This is a genomic window from Methylibium rhizosphaerae (genome assembly GCF_006386545.1).
Taxonomy (GTDB): Bacteria; Pseudomonadota; Gammaproteobacteria; order Burkholderiales; family Burkholderiaceae_C; genus Pseudorivibacter; species Pseudorivibacter rhizosphaerae.
Genome location: NZ_SWAR01000012.1, coordinates 46,913 through 63,276, shown reverse-complemented (window position 1 = coordinate 63,276; position 16,364 = coordinate 46,913). Strand labels below are relative to the sequence as shown.

General features: G+C 69.5%; 18 protein-coding genes. 5 read left to right on the top strand and 13 right to left on the bottom strand.

What is annotated here, in order from left to right; all coding sequences use genetic code 11:
* Window positions 1-41 precede the first annotated feature (41 nt).
* On the top strand, window positions 42-923 hold the full coding sequence (locus tag E8D38_RS11200; protein ID WP_425462764.1) for a DUF72 domain-containing protein: 882 nt from the start codon (window positions 42-44) through the stop codon (window positions 921-923).
* A 16-nt stretch (window positions 924-939) separates the two neighbouring features.
* Here the strand turns inward: E8D38_RS11200 and E8D38_RS11195 are convergent, their stop codons facing one another.
* From E8D38_RS11195 to E8D38_RS11155, 9 genes are all read right to left on the bottom strand, one after another.
* A complete protein-coding gene (locus E8D38_RS11195; RefSeq protein ID WP_140629516.1) occupies window positions 940-2,007 on the bottom strand; it encodes a sulfate/molybdate ABC transporter ATP-binding protein in 1,068 nt (355 codons plus the stop codon).
* A gap of 103 nt (window positions 2,008-2,110) precedes the next feature.
* Complete coding sequence (cysW, locus tag E8D38_RS11190) at window positions 2,111-3,001, bottom strand: sulfate ABC transporter permease subunit CysW (RefSeq protein ID WP_140629512.1); 891 nt, start codon at window positions 2,999-3,001, stop codon at window positions 2,111-2,113.
* Between the two features lie 8 nt (window positions 3,002-3,009).
* Window positions 3,010-3,855, bottom strand: coding sequence for a sulfate ABC transporter permease subunit CysT (gene cysT, locus E8D38_RS11185; protein WP_140629504.1), 846 nt, complete (start codon window positions 3,853-3,855; stop codon window positions 3,010-3,012).
* A gap of 20 nt (window positions 3,856-3,875) precedes the next feature.
* Window positions 3,876-4,895, bottom strand: coding sequence for a sulfate ABC transporter substrate-binding protein (locus E8D38_RS11180; RefSeq protein ID WP_140629500.1), 1,020 nt, complete (start codon window positions 4,893-4,895; stop codon window positions 3,876-3,878).
* 174 nt (window positions 4,896-5,069) lie between these two features.
* Entirely contained in the window at window positions 5,070-6,092 is a 1,023-nt protein-coding gene (locus tag E8D38_RS11175) for a sulfate ABC transporter substrate-binding protein (protein WP_140629497.1), read from the bottom strand.
* A gap of 126 nt (window positions 6,093-6,218) precedes the next feature.
* Complete coding sequence (locus E8D38_RS11170; RefSeq protein WP_140629492.1) at window positions 6,219-6,815, bottom strand: RBBP9/YdeN family alpha/beta hydrolase; 597 nt, start codon at window positions 6,813-6,815, stop codon at window positions 6,219-6,221.
* A 199-nt stretch (window positions 6,816-7,014) separates the two neighbouring features.
* A complete protein-coding gene (locus E8D38_RS11165) occupies window positions 7,015-7,233 on the bottom strand; it encodes a TOBE domain-containing protein (protein ID WP_140629485.1) in 219 nt (72 codons plus the stop codon).
* A gap of 124 nt (window positions 7,234-7,357) precedes the next feature.
* Window positions 7,358-8,110, bottom strand: a complete 753-nt coding sequence (locus tag E8D38_RS11160) for a sulfite exporter TauE/SafE family protein (RefSeq protein WP_140629479.1) — start codon at window positions 8,108-8,110, stop codon at window positions 7,358-7,360.
* A 26-nt stretch (window positions 8,111-8,136) separates the two neighbouring features.
* A complete protein-coding gene (locus tag E8D38_RS11155; RefSeq protein ID WP_140629474.1) occupies window positions 8,137-8,784 on the bottom strand; it encodes a glutathione S-transferase family protein in 648 nt (215 codons plus the stop codon).
* 100 nt (window positions 8,785-8,884) lie between these two features.
* Between E8D38_RS11155 and E8D38_RS11150 the strand changes: the two genes are divergently transcribed.
* The 3 genes from E8D38_RS11150 (at window position 8,885) to E8D38_RS11140 (ending at window position 11,431) form a co-directional block, all read left to right on the top strand.
* Entirely contained in the window at window positions 8,885-9,469 is a 585-nt protein-coding gene (locus E8D38_RS11150; RefSeq protein WP_181179057.1) for a histidine phosphatase family protein, read from the top strand.
* Between the two features lie 55 nt (window positions 9,470-9,524).
* Complete coding sequence (locus E8D38_RS11145) at window positions 9,525-10,412, top strand: N-acetylmuramic acid 6-phosphate etherase (RefSeq protein ID WP_140629466.1); 888 nt, start codon at window positions 9,525-9,527, stop codon at window positions 10,410-10,412.
* 107 nt (window positions 10,413-10,519) lie between these two features.
* Window positions 10,520-11,431 (top strand): dienelactone hydrolase family protein, encoded by a 912-nt coding sequence (locus E8D38_RS11140; RefSeq protein ID WP_140629463.1) that lies wholly within the window; start codon window positions 10,520-10,522, stop codon window positions 11,429-11,431.
* Window positions 11,432-11,471: 40 nt separating this feature from the next.
* Here the strand turns inward: E8D38_RS11140 and E8D38_RS11135 are convergent, their stop codons facing one another.
* The 4 genes from E8D38_RS11135 to E8D38_RS11120 form a co-directional block, all read right to left on the bottom strand.
* The gene (locus tag E8D38_RS11135; protein WP_140629459.1) at window positions 11,472-12,749 is read right to left on the bottom strand and encodes a D-amino acid dehydrogenase; all 1,278 of its coding nucleotides are present in this window, start codon (window positions 12,747-12,749) and stop codon (window positions 11,472-11,474) included.
* Entirely contained in the window at window positions 12,746-13,531 is a 786-nt protein-coding gene (gene cuyB, locus E8D38_RS11130) for a cysteate racemase (RefSeq protein ID WP_219851719.1), read from the bottom strand. Before cuyB ends, E8D38_RS11135 begins: the two co-directional genes overlap by 4 nt.
* A gap of 29 nt (window positions 13,532-13,560) precedes the next feature.
* Complete coding sequence (locus E8D38_RS11125; protein WP_140629456.1) at window positions 13,561-14,460, bottom strand: transporter substrate-binding domain-containing protein; 900 nt, start codon at window positions 14,458-14,460, stop codon at window positions 13,561-13,563.
* Between the two features lie 150 nt (window positions 14,461-14,610).
* Entirely contained in the window at window positions 14,611-15,501 is an 891-nt protein-coding gene (locus E8D38_RS11120) for a LysR family transcriptional regulator (protein ID WP_140629453.1), read from the bottom strand.
* A gap of 226 nt (window positions 15,502-15,727) precedes the next feature.
* Between E8D38_RS11120 and E8D38_RS11115 the strand changes: the two genes are divergently transcribed.
* Window positions 15,728-16,333: a M48 family metalloprotease gene (locus tag E8D38_RS11115; RefSeq protein WP_140629446.1), complete on the top strand. Its 606-nt coding sequence runs from the start codon at window positions 15,728-15,730 to the stop codon at window positions 16,331-16,333.
* Window positions 16,334-16,364: the final 31 nt, after the last annotated feature.

Sequence of the window (16,364 nt, the reverse complement as noted above, 5' to 3'; positions counted from 1 at the left end):
CTCGGCCGTCCGCCACGCAAGGGCGTGAACAAGTTGGCATCATGTGCGCCCTGCAACCCGAAGGCGAGAGCACCGCAATGGCCACGACCAGGAAGCCGCAGCTCAACAACATCCACGTCGGCGTCGGCGGCTGGACCTACGAGCCTTGGCGCAACAACTTCTTTCCCAAGGGCTGGCCGCAGAAGCGCGAGCTCGAATATGCGAGCCGCCAGCTGAGCGCCATCGAGATCAACGGCACCTACTACAGCACGCAGAAGCCCGAGAGCTTCGCGAAATGGCACGACGAAACCCCCGACGGCTTCGTGTTCTCGCTCAAGGCTTCGCGTTTTGCCACCAACCGCAAGGTGCTGGCCGAGGCGGGCGACTCGGTGTCGCGCTTCATCGACAGCGGCATCGCGCAGCTGAAGCACAAGCTCGGGCCGGTGCTGTGGCAGTTCATGCCCACCAAGAAGTTCGAGGCCGAGGACTTCGAGGCCTTCCTGCAGTTGCTGCCCCACGACGTGGACGGCTTCAGGCTGCGCCATGTGATGGACGTGCGGCATGAAAGCTTCCTGGTGCCGCAGTACCTCGCGCTCGCACGCAAGTACAAGGTGGGCACGGTGTTCACCGACTCGGACGACTACCCGTCGTTCTCGGACGTGACCGGCGACTTCGTCTATGCGCGGCTGATGCGCACGAAGTCGGACGTGCCCACCGGCTATGGCCCGAAGGCGCTGGACGACTGGGCGAAACATGCCCGCGCCTGGGCTGCCGGCGAGGAGCCGGCGGAGCTGCCGCGGGTGGAAGACCCGCCGGCCAAGGCGACCGCGAAGTCGCGCGAGGTGTTCATCTACATGATCAGCGGCGCGAAGGAACGCGCGCCGGCGGCGGCGATGGCCTTGCTGCAGCGCCTGGGGTGGACGCCGCCGGAAGGCGCGGCCTGAGTGCTCGCCTCCAGGCTCAGATCATGGCCGCCGGGTCGTTCTGCTCTTCGGCGGCGCCGGGCGCAAAGCGGGTGAGCTTGCGTGGCTTCAGGTACACCGTGCTGCCGGCCTGCAGGCCGAGCTGCTCGCGCAGCGCGTTGTACTCGGCGCGCGGCAGTTCCACGTCGACATAGCTGCCGTCGTCGACCCGCTTGAATTCCAGCCGGGTCTGCGGCCCGACGGTGAGCGTCTGCGACAGGGTCACCGGCAGCGTGCCCTCCTCGGCCGCGCCGAGCACCTGCAGCTCGTGCGGGCGCACATAGCTCACCTCGCCCTTGGCCGCGGCGCCGCCGGGCGCATGGCCCAGGCGGCCGTGGAACAGGTTCACGTCGCCCAGGAACTGCAGCACGAAGGGCGAAGCCGGATGGTCGTACACCTGGTCGGGCGGGCCGTCCTGCTCGATGCGGCCATGGTTCATCACGACGATGCGGTCGGCCACTTCCATGGCTTCTTCCTGGTCGTGCGTGACGAACACGCTCGTCACATGCACCTCGTCATGCAGGCGGCGCAGCCAGCGGCGCAGCTCCTTGCGCACCTTCGCATCGAGCGCGCCGAAGGGCTCGTCGAGCAGCAGCACCTTGGGCTGCACCGCCAGCGCGCGGGCCAGCGCGATGCGCTGGCGCTGCCCGCCGGACAGCTGGTGCGGGAAGCGGTCGGCGATCCAGTCGAGCTGCACCAGCTCCAGCAGCTCCATGACCCGCTTCTTGATCTCGGCTTCGCTCGGGCGGGTGGCCTTGGGCCGCACCCGCAGCCCGAAGGCCACGTTCTCGAAGATGCTCATGTGGCCGAACAGCGCGTAGTGCTGGAACACGAAGCCGACCTGGCGCTCGCGCACGTCGGTGCCGGTGGCGTCTTCGCCATGGAAATGCACGCTGCCGCTGTCGGGCACTTCGAGCCCGGCAATGATGCGCAGCAGCGTGGTCTTGCCCGAGCCCGACGGGCCGAGCAGCGCGACGAGCTCGCCGCTGGGCAGCGACAGGTTCAGGTTGTCGCAGACGACGGTGTTGCCGAACCGCTTGTTGAGGTTTCTGACTTCGATGCTCATGCCGACTCCCCGCTCGCCGAGTACGTCGATCGACCCTCCGAGAGGGTCGGGCCTTGCTTGGGGCGGCCCGGCGCGGCGGCCCGCCCGGCCTGGTGGCTGTGTTTCATTGCAGCAATTCCTTCGCAGCATTCACCCGTCGCTCGACGAGGAACTTCAACACGAGCGTCACCAGCGCCAGCAAGGCCAGCAGTGAAGCCACCGCGAACGCGGCGGCGAACTGGTACTCGTTGTAGAGGATCTCGATGTGCAGCGGCATCGTGTTGGTCTGGCCGCGGATGTGTCCCGAGACCACAGACACCGCGCCGAACTCGCCCATCGCCCGCGCATTGCACAGGATCACGCCGTACAGCAGCGCCCACTTGATGTTGGGCAGCGTGACCCGCCAGAACATCTGCCAGCCCGAGGCGCCGAGCACGCGGGCGGCTTCTTCCTGTTCCTGGCCCTGCGCCTGCATCAGCGGGATCAGCTCGCGCGCGACGAACGGGAAGGTGACGAACACCGTGGCCAGCACGATGCCGGGCACGGCGAAGATGATCTTGAGGTCGTGGTCGCGCAGCCATTCGCCCAGCCAGCCCTGCAGGCCGAACACCAGCACGTAGATGAGGCCCGAGATCACCGGCGACACCGAGAACGGCAGGTCGATCAGCGTGAGCAGGATGTTCTTGCCGCGGAAGTCGAACTTGGCGATCGTCCAGGCAGCGGCCACGCCGAACACCAGATTCATCGGCACCGCGATGGCCGCCGTGATGAGCGTGAGCTTGATGGCCGACAGCGCATCGGGCTCCACGATGGCCGCGAGGTAGACGCTCCAGCCTTTCTTGAAGGCCTCGACGAACACCGCGACCAGCGGCACGAACAGGAACAGCGTGAGGAACAGCAGCGCCACCGCGATGAGCGCGCGGCGCACCCAGGCCGGCTCGGTGGTGGCGGGCCGGGTGGGCGCCAGCGGCGCGGCGTTGGCCGCTGCAGGGGCAGACAAGGTGGTTGTGTTCATGTGGTTGTTCAAACCCCGCCTTGCCGGCGCCGCGTCCACGCCTGCAGCGCATTGATCAGCAGCAGCAGGACGAACGAGGCCACCAGCATGACCACCGCGATGGCGGTGGCACCGGCGTAGTCGTACTGCTCGAGCTTGGTGATGATGAGCAGCGGCGTGATCTCCGACACCATCGGCAGGTTGCCGGCGATGAAGATCACCGAGCCGTACTCACCCAGCGCACGCGCGAAGGACAGCGCAAAGCCGGTGAGCAGCGCCGGCGTGAGGATGGGGAAGATCACCCGGCTGAAGGTCTGCCAGCGGCTCGCGCCCAGCGTGGCGGCGGCTTCCTCCAGCTCCTTCGACAGGTCTTCGAGCACCGGCTGCAGCGTGCGCACGACGAACGGCAGGCCGATGAAGGTGAGGGCCACGAACACGCCCAGCGGCGTGAAGGCGACCTTGATGCCCAGCATCGCGAAGTACTGGCCGATCCAGCCGTTGGCCGAATACAGCGCGGTGAGCGCGATGCCGGCCACCGCGGTGGGCAATGCGAACGGCAGGTCCACCAGCGCATCGACGAGGCGGCGGCCGGGGAAGTCGTAGCGCACCAGCACCCAGGCCACGATGAGGCCGAACAAGGCATTGAGCAGCGCGGCGGCAAACGACGCGCCGAAGGTGAGCCGGTAGGAGGCCACCACGCGCGGCGAGGCCACCGCCTCCCAGAAGGCCGGCCACGTCATCGTGGCGGTCTTCAGGAAGGCCGCCGACAGCGGCACCAGCACGATGAGGCAGAGGTACAGCAGCGTGAAGCCCAGCGCCAGGTCGAAGCCCGGCAGCACGCTGTGCCTGCGCAGCAGGGTGCGCGAGAAGATCATGACGGCGCGCCTTCTTGCGGTCAGCGCTTGCCGGCACCGAGGATCTGGTCGTAGATCGCGCCGTCGTCGAAGTGCTCCTTCTGGGCCTTGGTCCAGCCGCCGAACACTTCGTCGATGGTGAAGGTGTTGACCTTGGGGAAGTCCTTCGCGTACTTGGCCAGCAGCGCCGGCGAGCGCGGGCGCAGCTGGTGCCTGGCGGCGATCTCCTGGGCCTCGTCGGTCCACAGGAACTTGAGCCAGGCCTCGGCCTGCTTGCGGGTGCCCTTCTTGTCGACCACCTTGTCGACCACGCTCACCGGGTTCTCGGCCAGGATGGTCGACTTCGGATAGACGACGTCGAAGTTGTCGCCGAACTCGGCCTTGATGAGGTTGACCTCGGACTCGAAGGTGGCAAGCGCGTCACCGATCTGGCGCTGCGCGAAGGTGGTGGTGGCCGCGCGGCCGCCGCCGTCGAACACCGGCACGTTGGCGAAGATGTTCTTCACCAGCTCGCGCGCCTGCTCGGGCTTGCCGCCCGCCTTGATGACCGAGCCCCAGGCGGCCACGTAGGTGTAGCGGCCGTTGCCGGTGATCTTGGGGTTGGGGATCACGACGCTGACGCCGGGCTTGGCGAGGTCGGTCCAGTCGGCGATCTTTTTCGGGTTGCCCTTGCGCACCAGGATCACGGTGACCGAGGTGGTGGGCGCCGCGTTGTTCGGCAGGCGCTTCGCCCAATCCTCGGGCAGCAGCTTGCCGCGGGTGGCCAGCACGTCGATGTCACTCGACTGGTTCATCGTCACCACGTCGGCCTCGAGGCCGTCGAGCACCGCACGCGCCTGCTTGCTCGAGCCGCCGTGCGACTGGTTGAGCGTGAGGTCCTCGCCGGTCTGCTGCTTCCACTGGCGCGCGAAGGCCGGGTTGATCTCCTTGTAGAACTCGCGCGCGACGTCGTAGCTCACGTTGAGCAGGGTCGCACCGGCGTGCACGACGGGAGCGGCCAGTGCGAGGCCGGCAGCGGCCAGCGTGGACAGCAGGAAGCGGCGGGAGAACGAGGAAGCCATGGTGTTTCGGCCCGCAAACGGGCGGCCGGAAATTGGATGAGCCCCGCATCGTAGGGAAGGGCTATCCAGCGCCGAACAACTGATTTGTTCGATCGTTATGCGTTTTGCGACAAAAGACCGGGCGCGCTCCGGGGTGTCCGGTGCGCGCCTGGGGCATGCGACGCGAGGACTCGCTTACTTGCGGGTGTAGATCTGGTCGAACACACCACCGTCGGCGAAGTGGGTCTTCTGCGCCTTGGCCCAGCCGCCGAAGGTGTCGTCGATGGTGAACAGCTTCACCGCCGGGAACTGCTTCGCGTACTTGGCGGCCACCTTGGCATCGATCGGCCGGTAGAAGTTCTTCGCGGCAATCTCCTGGCCTTCGGGCGTGTAGAGGTACTGCAGGTAGGCGGTCGCCACCTCGCGGGTGCCCTTCTTGTCGACCACCTTGTCCACCACCGCCACCGGCGGCTCGGCCAGGATGCTGCTGGGCGGGTAGACGATGTCGAACTTGTCGGCGCCGAATTCCTTCAGCGAGAGGTGGGCCTCGTTCTCCCAGGCCAGCAGCACGTCGCCCAGGCCGCGCTCCGCGAAGGTGACGGTGGAGCCGCGGGCGCCCGAGTCGAGCACCGGCACGTTGGCGAACAGCTTGCTGATGAACTCCTTCGCCTTGGCGTCGTTGCCGCCGGGCTGCCTGAGCGCCCAGCCGTAGGCGGCCAGGTAGCCCCAGCGGGCGCCGCCCGAGGTCTTGGGGTTGGCGGTGACGACCGACACGCCCGGCTTCACCAGGTCGCCCCAGTCCTTGATGCCCTTCGGGTTGCCCTTGCGCACCAGGAAGATGTAGGTGGAGGTGTAGGGCGAGCTGTTGTGCGGCAGGCGCTTCTGCCAGTCGGCGGGCAGCAGCTTCGCGCGCTCGGCCACTTCGTCGATGTCGTAGGCGAGGGCCAGCGTCACCACGTCGGAGTCGATGCCGTCGATCACCGAGCGGGCCTGCTTGCCCGAGCCGCCGTGCGACTGCTTCACGGTGACGTTGTCGCCGGTCTTGGCCTTCCAGTGCTTCGCGAAGGCGGCGTTGTATTCCTGGTAGAGCTCGCGGGTCGGGTCGTAGGAGACGTTCAGCAGCGAGATGTCCTTGGCGAAGGCCGCGCCGGTGGTGGCGGCGGCCACGGCCAGCGCGGCGGCCAGCGTTCGGCGGATGAAACGGGAAGCGGTGCTCATGATGGGGGTGACGAGGTCGGGAACGAAAAGATGACCGGCATGCTAGGAAGCCGGGGCTGCGCGACGAACGAATGAAAACGGCCATGCATATCCGGTTTCCGACATTGGGCGGGCCGGCGCTTCACTTCAGATGGCGAACGACAGCTCGGTGGCATGGGCCTGCTCGAAGCGCCGCTCGCGCTGCAGCAGCTGGATGCGCCGCTCGACCAGCGCCTTGCCGCCGGGCCACGGGCCGAAGCCCGAGGCCGGGTTCACATGGCCGGCATGGCCCAGGTCGATGAACTGGCTGCCCCAGTACCCGGCCCATTCGCGAGCGCGGTCCAGGCGCATCCACGGGTCGTTGCGGCTGCCCACCAGCACCGAGCCGAACGGCAGCGGGCTCGACGGCAGCAGGCCCGAAATGCCGAACTTGTCAGGCTCGGCAGGCGCCACCAGGACCGCCGCGCGCACCGGCAGGTGCTGGGCGCGGCCCTGCCGGGACACGTAGCGGGCGAGCGCCAGGCAGCCGAAGCTGTGCGCCACCGCCACCCAGCGGGCCGGCTTGTGCCGGCGCAGCGTGGCGGCGATCCGCTCGGCCCAGCGGTCGACGTCGGGCGTGGCCCAGTCGTCCTGCTCCACCCGCACGGCGTGGCGGTAGTGGCCTTGCAGCCAGCTCTGCCAGTGATCCGGCCCGCTGCCGTGCAGGCCCGGCACGACGAGCACGCGAACAGCGTGTGCGCTCATGTCTGCCCCTCGTCCGGCGAGTACGCCGGCCGATCCCCCGGGGGGATGCGAGCCGGCTTGGGAGCGGCCCGGCGCTCGGCCCTCTGGGATGTCTGCCCCTCGTCCGGCGAGTACGCCGGCCGATCCCCCGGGGGGATGCGGGCCGGCTTGGGAGCGGCCCGGCGCTCGGCCCTCGACATCCAGGTAAACACAGGGCGCCTCATAGCGTGGCGATCGACACCTCGGTGGACTTGACCAGTGCGATCACGTCCTTGCCCACCTTGAGGCCGAGCTCCTTGACCGAACGGGTGGTGATCACCGAGGTGACCACCAGCCCGGCGGGCGTCTCGACGTCGATCTCCGAGACGACCGGGCCTTCGATGATCTCGCGGACCTTGCCGCGGAACTGGTTGCGTACGTTGATGGCGCTGATGCTCATGGCTCGATGTGCTCCCGTGTTCGGGTGTTGGGAAGAGCACACCTTATGAGCCGGCAGGTCGCGGCGGAACGAACCTTATCGGCGCTGCACATGAGGAAAGCTCATGTGCAGCGCGCCGAGCCGCTCACCGCTGCAGCAGCACAGGCAGCGACGACGCCAGCAGGGCGACGCCCGAGGCGGTGAGCAGGCTCAGCACGATCTTGCGGAACGCCGCTTCGCTGATGCCGATGTACAGGCGCGCACCCAGCAGCGCGGGCAGCAGCATGGCGGGCGCCACGATGGCGAACATGGGCAGCATGTCGCGGGTGATCACGCCGCAGGCGAGGTAGCTCGCCATCGTCATGGCCAGCGCGGCGAGATTGAAGTTCTGGATGATGGCGCGCTGCGCGTCCTTGTCGAAGCCGCGCAGCGTGCACCACAGCGTGGGCACCGCACCGGTGAAGCCGCCCAGCCCGCCCATCACCCCGCCGGTGGCCCCCACCACGCCGTCGGCCCAGCGCCCGCCGGCCTGCAGGTGCGGCAGCCGGCGCGCCATCAGCATGACCGGGCACCAGGTCACCAGCAGCGAGCCGAACAGCACGCGAAACAGCGTGACGTCCAGGTGCGGCAGCAGCGCCACGCCGATCGGAATGCCGACCACGCCGCCCGCCAGGAAGGGCAGCAGCCGCTTCAGGTCGAAGCCCCGTCGCACCGTCACGGCGGCCAGCACCTGCCCGGTGAGGCCGCCGAACACCGCCATCGCGGCGGCCAGGCGCGGCTCGACCGCCCAGGCCCAGATCGACAGGGCCACCATGCTGAAGGCAAAGCCGGAGAGGCCCTGCACGAAACCGCCGACCGCCGCGCCCAGCACCACCAACGCCACCACCACCGGATCCATGCCGTGCCGTGCGAGCCGCCAGGCCGTCAGCCGCGCCCGGCCACCGTGCCGTCGCCGTGCGGCGCGGCGGCGAACTCGGGCAGCTGCTCAACACGCTGCGAATACGCCTGCAGCACCGGATGGTCGGCCACCGGCACGAGGCCCGGGCGCGTCTGCTGCAGGAACTGCCAGGCCACCGCGCAGGTGAGGCCGGCCTGGTCGATGGTGTCGCTGGTGGCCGCAAGCGGCACCCGCTTCACCTCGGCCTCGAGCGCGGCACAGGCCGCCAGCAGCTGGCCTTGCACACGGTCCAGCCACGGCTGGTGCTGCTTTTCCGCCGGCCGCAAGGTCTGCTCGTAGATGAACTGCACGCTCTTTTCGCAGGCGGCCAGCGCCAGGCCGATGACCCGCAGCGCCTGCTGGCGCTGCGCCAGCGCGCCGGGCATCAGGCTGCGACCGGTGCCTTTGGCGGCGGCCAGGGCTTCGGCGTAGTCGAGCATCAGCGTCGAGTCCATCAGCACCGTGCCGTCGTCGCACACCAGCGTGGGCGCCTTGACCACCGGGTTGATGCCCTTGAACTGGTCGAAGGTGCGAAACACCGAGATCGAGCGGTGCTCGAACGGCAGTCCGAGCAGCTGCAATGAAATCGCGACCCGCCGCACATAGGGCGAATCGAGCATGCCGATGAGTTGCATGGGGAGCTCTCCTGAGGTGTCAGTCGTGGTGCCGGCCGCCGACTATGCATCAATCGAGGCCCGCTCGCCGCGAGGCCGCGCCCCGCGCAAAATGCCCCGCATGAGTCGCCCCATCCACCTCTACCTCGCGCGCCACGGCGAAACCGACCTGAACGTGCAGATGCGCTACCAGGGCTCCACCGACATGCCGCTCAACGAGCTCGGCTGGACGCAGGCGCAGATGCTGGCACAGCGGTTGCCGCCCGACATCACGCGCATCGTCGCGTCGCCGCTGCTGCGCGCGCAGCAGACCGCCTCGCTGGCGTCGCAGGCACGCGGCCTGCCGATCCTCACGATGAGCGAATTCCGCGAGCGCGACTTCGGCGTGTTCGAGACCCTGACCCACGAGGAGACGCAGGCCCGCTACCCGGAGCTGTACGCCCGCAAGGTCGTGATGCAGTGGGACGAGGCGCCTGCGGGGGCGGAAACCATTCGCGAGGTGGTGGCGCGCGTGCAGGCCGGCCTGCAGCGCCTGGAAGCCGAACATGGCGGCGAGTCGGTGCTGCTGGTGGCGCATGGGTTCGTCGCGCGCGCGGTGCGCTACCTGGTGAAACGCTGGCCCGAGACCGACTTCTATCTCGAGCCGCTGATGGGCAACGGCGAGATCCATCACTACCCCGAGCTGCGCTGGACCGCAGCGGTCTGAGCCCTGCAGGCGTAAGCTGTCGGGGCCCTTCCGGTGATCAACACGAACCGACACGATGCTGAAAACCGAAGCCCCCAGCGAACGCCATCCGCACCTCGACCAGTACGACGTGACCGACCTGGTCGACGCGCTGGTCGAAGACCAGGTCGACGCGCTGCAGGCCGTGCGCGACGCACGCGAGGAGATCGCCGCGGCCGTGATGGCGGCGCTGCCGCGCGTGGCCGGCGGCGGGCGCCTGCTCTACGTGGGCGCCGGCACCTCCGGCCGGCTGGGCGTGCTCGACAGCGTCGAGCTGTTCCCCACCTTCTCATGGCCCAAGTCGCGCGCGGTGGCCGTGCTGGCGGGCGGGCGGCAGGCCATGTTCGAGGCGGTGGAAGGCGCCGAGGACGACCACCCGCGCGGCGAGGCCGACCTGCTGGCGCAGCAGCCGGGCCCGCAGGACGTGGTGATCCTGCTGGCCGCCTCGGGCACCACGCCCTATGTGCTCGGCGCGCTGCAGGCGGCGCGGGCCGCGGGCGCGCTCACCATCGGCATCGCCAACAACCCTGATGCGCCGCTCACCCGCGGCGCCGAAGTGGCGGTGACGCTGAACACCGGCTCCGAGATCATCTCGGGCAGTACCCGCCTGAAGGCCGCCACCGCGCAGAAGGTGGCGCTCAACGCGCTGTCCTCGGCCATCATGGTGCGGCTGCACAAGGTGTGGGGCAACCTGATGGTGGACCTGCACCCCACCAACAGCAAGCTGTACCGCCGCGCGCTGCACCTCACGATGCGGGCCACCGGCGCCGACGAGGCGACCGCGCGCCGCGTGCTCGAGGCGAGCCAGTACCAGGTGAAGGTGGCCATCGTGGCCATCATGAAGAACATCGACCCGCAGGCCGCGCGGCAGCGCCTGGCAGCCGTCGAAGGCAACGTCGGGCTGGCGCTGGCCGAGCCGAGCTGAACGCCATTCGCACCGGCATTGCGAAGAAGTGTGAAGTTGCGCGCCCTGTGCTTGGCAGGGGCAAAGCCGGTCGAGTAAAAGGGCTCCCCCAACATGGAGGACCCAAGATGGCGCAGCAGGACGATCCGAAGCCCCTCAGCAAGGCCAGCGACTTCCACCCCGAGGTGCTGCGGCTGTTCGACAAGTACGTGCACGGCGGCATCGACCGCCGCGGCTTCCTCGACGGCGCCGCGAAGTTCGCGGTGGGCGGGGTGACGGCGGCCACGCTGCTCGAGGCGCTGAGCCCCAAGTTCGCTGCGGCGCAGAAGGTCAGGCCCGACGACGGCCGCCTGAAGGCCGAATACGTCGAGTACGCGTCGCCGCAGGGCCATGGCAAGGCCCGCGGCTACCTGGTGAGGCCGGCCAAGGCGAGCGGCAAGCTGCCCACGGTGCTGGTGGTGCACGAGAACCGCGGACTGAACCCGCACATCGAGGACATCACCCGCCGCATCGCGCTCGACAACTTCGTCGCCTTTGCGCCCGACGCGCTGTACAGCCTGGGCGGTTACCCCGGCGACGAGGACAAGGCACGTGAGCTGTTCGGCAAGCTCGAGCAGCCCAAGGCCTATGAAGACTTCGTCGCGGCGGCCCAATGGCTGAAGGCGCGCCCCGAAGGCAACGGCAAGCTCGGCGTGGTGGGCTTCTGCTACGGCGGCGGCGTGGCCAACTACCTGGCCACCCGGCTGCCCGAGCTCAATGCCTCGGTGCCCTTCTACGGCAACGCGGCGCCGGCCGACAAGGTGCCCGGCATCAAGGCGCGGCTGCTCATCCACTTCGCCGAGAACGACGAGCGCATCAACGCCGCCTGGCCGGCCTACGAGGCTGCGCTGAAGGCGGCCGACGTGAAGTACGAGGCGCACAAGTACCCGGGCACCCAGCACGGCTTCAACAACGACACCACGCCGCGTTTCGACGAGGCTGCCGCCAGGCTGGCCTGGCAGCGCACCATCGACTTCTTCAACCAGACGCTGCGGGCCTAGTGGCGCCCGTTTCCTGGGTCACGTGAGGCTCCAAATAGCGTTAACAGGCCCTAGGGCGATAAGGCGTCGCGTCGATGGCAGGGGTGCGCCCCTGCATCAGGTCGGCCAGCAGCGAGGCGCTGCCGGCCGCCAGCGTGAGGCCCAGCGCCCCATGGCCTGTGTTGATCCACAAGTTGGGCCAGCGGGTCGCGCCCACGAGCGGCCGCCCCGAGGGCGTGGCCGGCCGCAGGCCGGCCCAGGGGTTCACCTGCGAAAAGTCGCAGGCGCCGGGGTAGGTTTCCCGCACCGCCTGGCACAGCGCCTCGATGCGCCGCGCGTCCACCGCCCGGTCGCTGCCGCACAGCTCGGCGAACCCGGCCACCCGCAGCGAATCGCCCAGGCGCGCATGCACCAGCTTGCGGGCGCTGTCGGTGATGCTGGCGCGCGGCGCAGCGGCGGGCTGGCGCACCGGCAGCGTGATGCTGTAGCCCTTGATCGGCTCGATCGGCAATGCCACGCCCAGCGGCTGCAGCAGCGCGGCACTGCCCGGCCCGGCGGCCAGCACGAAGGCGTCGGCGGCGATCTCTTCGCCGCCAGCCAGCCTGAGCCCCGCGATGCGCCCGGACCGGCGTACGAAACCCTCGGCGGTGCAGCCCAGGCGCCGCTGCACGCTGCCCGTTTGCCGCGCCAGTGCGGCGGCCAGCTTCGCCGCATCGATCACCTCCTCGTCCTCGGTCCACACGCCAAAGGCGATGTCGCCGCCGCCGGTGGCGGCCAGTGCAGGCTCCAGGGTGCGGCATTCGTCGGCGCTCACCAGGCGCTGTCGACAGCCGAACACACGCTGGTGTTCGACTTGCCGCTCCACCGCCTCACGCTGGGCTGCCTGGCGGTACAGCACCAGCTTGCCGGGTTGCGCATGGCCGGCCGCCAGCGCGGCTTCACCGAGCCCGGGTTCACGCAGCCAGCGATGCAGCACGTCGCGGCTGTGGAACGACAGGGCCAGCAACTCGGCCGTGGTGCGCCGCACCCGGGCCTGGCGACAGGCCAGCACGAAGGCCAGCAGCCAGCGCAGGTGCGCCCATTCAGGCCGCGGCCTCCAGCGCAGCGGGCTGTCGGGCGCGAGCAGCCAGCGCGGCAGCGCCGCCAGTGCCGCGGGCGTGGCCAGCGGCTCCACGTAGCTGTAGCTCAACTGCGCGCCGTTGGCGAGCGTGGCGCCCTGGCCGGGCGAAGCTGCGGCATCGACCAGGATGACCCGCCAGCCGTCACGTGCGAGTGCATGGGCGGTGGCGCAGCCCACGATGCCGGCCCCGACGACACATGCGGTGCGCGGGGCGTTCATTCCACCGGGTGCTGTTGCGCCAACGACCAGGCCACCGCCTGGCGCGCGAGTGCAGCCGTCGCATCGACGAGCGCCGCGCCGCCGGCCTGGTGCTCGTCGCGCAGGGCCAGCGGGATCTCGGTGCAACCCAGCACCAAGGCCTGCGCGCCGCGGCGCACCAGCGCCCGTGCCGCCTGCTGCAGGCAGGCCTGGCCCTCGGCCAGGTCGCCGGCCTTCACCGCCGCGATGCCGGGCATCACCCACTCGATCACCTCGCCGGCGGTAGGCAGCGACCAGCTCACCCGGCCGCCCGCTCGGTTCACGTAGAGGGCCGAGGCCAGCGTCGCATCGGTGGCCAGCAGGCCCAGGCGCGCGCCCGGGCCGACGCGTTCGTGGGCCTCGGCCAGGGCCGCGTCCACCAGGTGCAGCATCGGCAGGCCGAGCGCCGGCTGCAGCTCGTCGAACCACAGGTGCGCGGTGTTGCAGGGCACCACCAGCAGCTGGGCGCCGGCGGCCACCAGGCGCCGCCCGCTGGCCAGCATGGCGGCCAGGGGCGATGCGCCTTCGCCGCGGTAGGCGGCGGTGCGGTCGGGCACCTGCGGGATGGAGCTCACCACCACCGGCACGTGGTCCTGGTCGCTGGCGGCCGGCGTGGCCGCGAGCATCTTGTGCAGGAAGTCGAGCGTGGCGGCCGGGCCCATGCCGCCCAGCACGCCCACCACGCCGGCGGCCTGCTGCTGCATGTGGCTGTCGGGCGGGCAGGGCGCAGCCCGCCCGCGCACGGCGTGCGCTGCGGTATCCATCGGAATGAAGCGCGAGGCTGTGGCCGGCGTCAGAGCGCGGGCTTGTCGGACAGCGCCTTGAGGTTGTCCTGCAGCTCGCGGCTCATCGGTGCGTTGAGGTTGATGCCCTTGGGCGGGATGGGCGACTGGAACCACTTCTTGTAGAGCCGCTCGAACTCGCCGCTCTTCATGAGCCCGGTGAGGGTGCCGTCCACCAGCTTCTTGAAGGCCGGGTCGTCCTTGCGCAGCATGATCGCGTAGGGCTCCACCTGGATGGGCTCGCCCACCACCGCGAAGTCGGCCGGGTTGGCCGCCGAGGCTCGCAGGCCGTACAGCAGGATGTCGTCCATGCCGAACGCGTCGGCACGGCCTTGCTGCACCAGCAGCGCCGATTCGGCATGGTCCTTGGCGCCGATCAGCTCGAAGGGCTGCTTGCGCTCGTTGTTGAGCTTGCGCAGCACCAGCATGTTGGTGGTGCCGGTGGTGGTGACCACCTTCTTGCCGGCCAGGTCGTCGACGCCCTTGATCGGGGCGCCGGCCTTCACGAGGAAACGCGTGCCGGTGTAGAAGTAGTTGATCGCGAAGTCGACCTGCTTGCCGCGCTCGGAGTTGTTGGTGGTCGAGCCGCATTCGATGTCGATGGTGCCGTTCTGCAGCAGCGGGATGCGGTTCTGTGACGTGACCGCCTGCGTGGACACCTTCAGGTCGGCGCGGCCGGTGGCCTTCTTCACCTCGTCGACGATGCGGCCGCAGATCTCCCAGCCGAAGCCGGTGGGCTGGCCCTTGTCGTCGAGGTAGGAGAACGGGATCGACGACTCGCGATAGGCCACGGTGATGCTGCCGGAAGCCTTGACCTTGTCGAGCGTGCCCGCGAGCTGCTGTGCCTGTGCCGACGACAGCGCCATGCACGAAGCCAGCAGCGACAGGAAGACAAAAGGAAGTTGCCGCATATGAATTCCCCGGTGGTTGATGGGTGGGTGGCGGCCGGCCTCGCGGGGGCCGGACGCCGATGCAGGAAGGGCCATGCTATGCAGCTTGCAGGCTGCATGCCATCGTGTTTTCGTGCCCTCCCATAAGGCGGGCTTATGGCCCCCCGGGGCTCAGGCACCGTCGGCCGTGGCGGCGCGGAACGCCTCGATGAACTCGGCCACCGGCCGGGTGGAGCGCACGCCCTGCGGCAGCAGCGCCCGCACGGTGACCGGCACCTCGGGCAGCAGCGTGCGCACGTGCAGCAGCTCGCTGCGGCTGGCCTGGGCGGTGAAGGAGTCGATCACCGCCGGCCCGAACCCCTGTTCGGCCAGCACCATGGCGGTGTGGTGGGTCTGCACCGTGATGTCGCCGCGCGGCTCCAGGCCGAGGCGGGTCCACTGCTCGGCCAGCATCGCCCCCAGCGGGTCGCGCTCGTCGATGCGGATCACCGCGCCGCGCACCACATCCTCGAGCGCCACGGTGGTGCGGCGGTCGGCGCCGGGCGAGCCCACGCGCGACACGCACACCAGCCGCCCGGTGGCCACCAGCTCCTCGTGCAGCACCGGGTGCTGCGCGCTGCCGTAGACGATGCCCACGTCGGCCTCCTGCAGCGCGATGGCCTGGGCGATCTCGCGCGAATGCAGCGTGCGGATCGACACCGACATCTTCGGGTAGCGGGCCCGAAAGCGCGTCAGCGCCGCCGGCAGCGCGCTCACCGCCAGCGAAGGCACCACCATCACCCGCAGCTCCTGGCTCGGCCCCTGGCGCAGCGCCCCCGCCAGCCGGCGCACCAGTTCCAGCTGCGACAGCAGCCGCTGCACCTCCGGATACAGCGCCTGCGCCTCGCGCGTGGGGACCAGCCGGTTGCGCTGGCGGGTGAAGAGGCCGTAGCCCAGCTGCAGCTCGGCATGCTGCAGCGTCTGGGTGATGGCCGGCTGGGTGACGTGCAGCAGGCGCGCCGCGCCGCTCACCGTGCCGGTGAGCATGACGGCGTTGAAGACCTCGATGTGCTTGAGTCGCATGGCGGGCGTCGCGGCGGCAGTGGTGCGGCAGTAGTGCGGCAGTGGAGCGCTGCGCCGCAGTGTTACAGAAAGCCGCAGCGACAACCCTTTCACACACGAGCGGCGGATCGCACGAACAGGCGGGCAAAACGCCGATTAGTTCCTTCTTCAAAAAATGCGCCTCGCTTCACAGTGACGCCTGTAGACGACAGGTCATCACAGCGAGGGGCTTATCAAGACGATCGCGATGCTGGTTGCGGCCTTTTTCACAGCGGCCTTCCACACCGGCGCACACACCCAGCCGCTGGCCGAGCGCATCCTCGGGCAGTTCGAGGCGAGCCCGGTGGGCTGCGCCGCGGTGAGTGCCGACCACCCGCAGCGCCAGGTCATCGAAGCCGACATCGCCCGTTTTGCAGAGGTGGTCCCGGTGCCAGACCAGGTTCGCTTCGAGGTGCGCGACTGCGTGCAGGACGGCTTCGTGTTCCGCGGCAACACCATCGTCATCAGCTCGCGCCTGGCCGCCCGGCCGGCGGCGCAGCGCTTCTTCATCATCGCCCACGAGTTCGGGCACCTGCAGCTCAAGCACCACGGCGCAGTGCACAGCTTCGTGGCCCGGCTGGTGACCGGCGCGGCCGATGAAGGCAGTGCCCGCGCGCTGGTGGCCAGCCACCTGACCTCGCTGTCGCACCGCCATGAGTTCGAGGCCGACGCGTTCGCCGCGCAGGTGATGCGCGAGGCCGGCCACGACCCCGCTCAGGCGGCGCGGCTGTTCGAGGACATCGGCAGCGAGCGCGACACCACCACCCATCCTTCGGCGATGCGGCGCGCCCGCGCCATCCGGTCGCTGCAGTAGCCGCCGGCCCCTGGGGCCGCGTCACCCTTCA

Coding starts and splice junctions, on each gene's coding strand:
- E8D38_RS11200 (WP_425462764.1), top strand. CDS start 42: ATGTGCGCCCTGCAACCCGAAGGCGAGAGCACCGCAATGGCCACGACC.
- E8D38_RS11195 (WP_140629516.1), bottom strand. CDS start 2,007: ATGAGCATCGAAGTCAGAAACCTCAACAAGCGGTTCGGCAACACCGTC.
- cysW (WP_140629512.1), bottom strand. CDS start 3,001: ATGAACACAACCACCTTGTCTGCCCCTGCAGCGGCCAACGCCGCGCCG.
- cysT (WP_140629504.1), bottom strand. CDS start 3,855: ATGATCTTCTCGCGCACCCTGCTGCGCAGGCACAGCGTGCTGCCGGGC.
- E8D38_RS11180 (WP_140629500.1), bottom strand. CDS start 4,895: ATGGCTTCCTCGTTCTCCCGCCGCTTCCTGCTGTCCACGCTGGCCGCT.
- E8D38_RS11175 (WP_140629497.1), bottom strand. CDS start 6,092: ATGAGCACCGCTTCCCGTTTCATCCGCCGAACGCTGGCCGCCGCGCTG.
- E8D38_RS11170 (WP_140629492.1), bottom strand. CDS start 6,815: ATGAGCGCACACGCTGTTCGCGTGCTCGTCGTGCCGGGCCTGCACGGC.
- E8D38_RS11165 (WP_140629485.1), bottom strand. CDS start 7,233: ATGAGCATCAGCGCCATCAACGTACGCAACCAGTTCCGCGGCAAGGTC.
- E8D38_RS11160 (WP_140629479.1), bottom strand. CDS start 8,110: ATGGATCCGGTGGTGGTGGCGTTGGTGGTGCTGGGCGCGGCGGTCGGC.
- E8D38_RS11155 (WP_140629474.1), bottom strand. CDS start 8,784: ATGCAACTCATCGGCATGCTCGATTCGCCCTATGTGCGGCGGGTCGCG.
- E8D38_RS11150 (WP_181179057.1), top strand. CDS start 8,885: ATGAGTCGCCCCATCCACCTCTACCTCGCGCGCCACGGCGAAACCGAC.
- E8D38_RS11145 (WP_140629466.1), top strand. CDS start 9,525: ATGCTGAAAACCGAAGCCCCCAGCGAACGCCATCCGCACCTCGACCAG.
- E8D38_RS11140 (WP_140629463.1), top strand. CDS start 10,520: ATGGCGCAGCAGGACGATCCGAAGCCCCTCAGCAAGGCCAGCGACTTC.
- E8D38_RS11135 (WP_140629459.1), bottom strand. CDS start 12,749: ATGAACGCCCCGCGCACCGCATGTGTCGTCGGGGCCGGCATCGTGGGC.
- cuyB (WP_219851719.1), bottom strand. CDS start 13,531: ATGGATACCGCAGCGCACGCCGTGCGCGGGCGGGCTGCGCCCTGCCCG.
- E8D38_RS11125 (WP_140629456.1), bottom strand. CDS start 14,460: ATGCGGCAACTTCCTTTTGTCTTCCTGTCGCTGCTGGCTTCGTGCATG.
- E8D38_RS11120 (WP_140629453.1), bottom strand. CDS start 15,501: ATGCGACTCAAGCACATCGAGGTCTTCAACGCCGTCATGCTCACCGGC.
- E8D38_RS11115 (WP_140629446.1), top strand. CDS start 15,728: ATGCTGGTTGCGGCCTTTTTCACAGCGGCCTTCCACACCGGCGCACAC.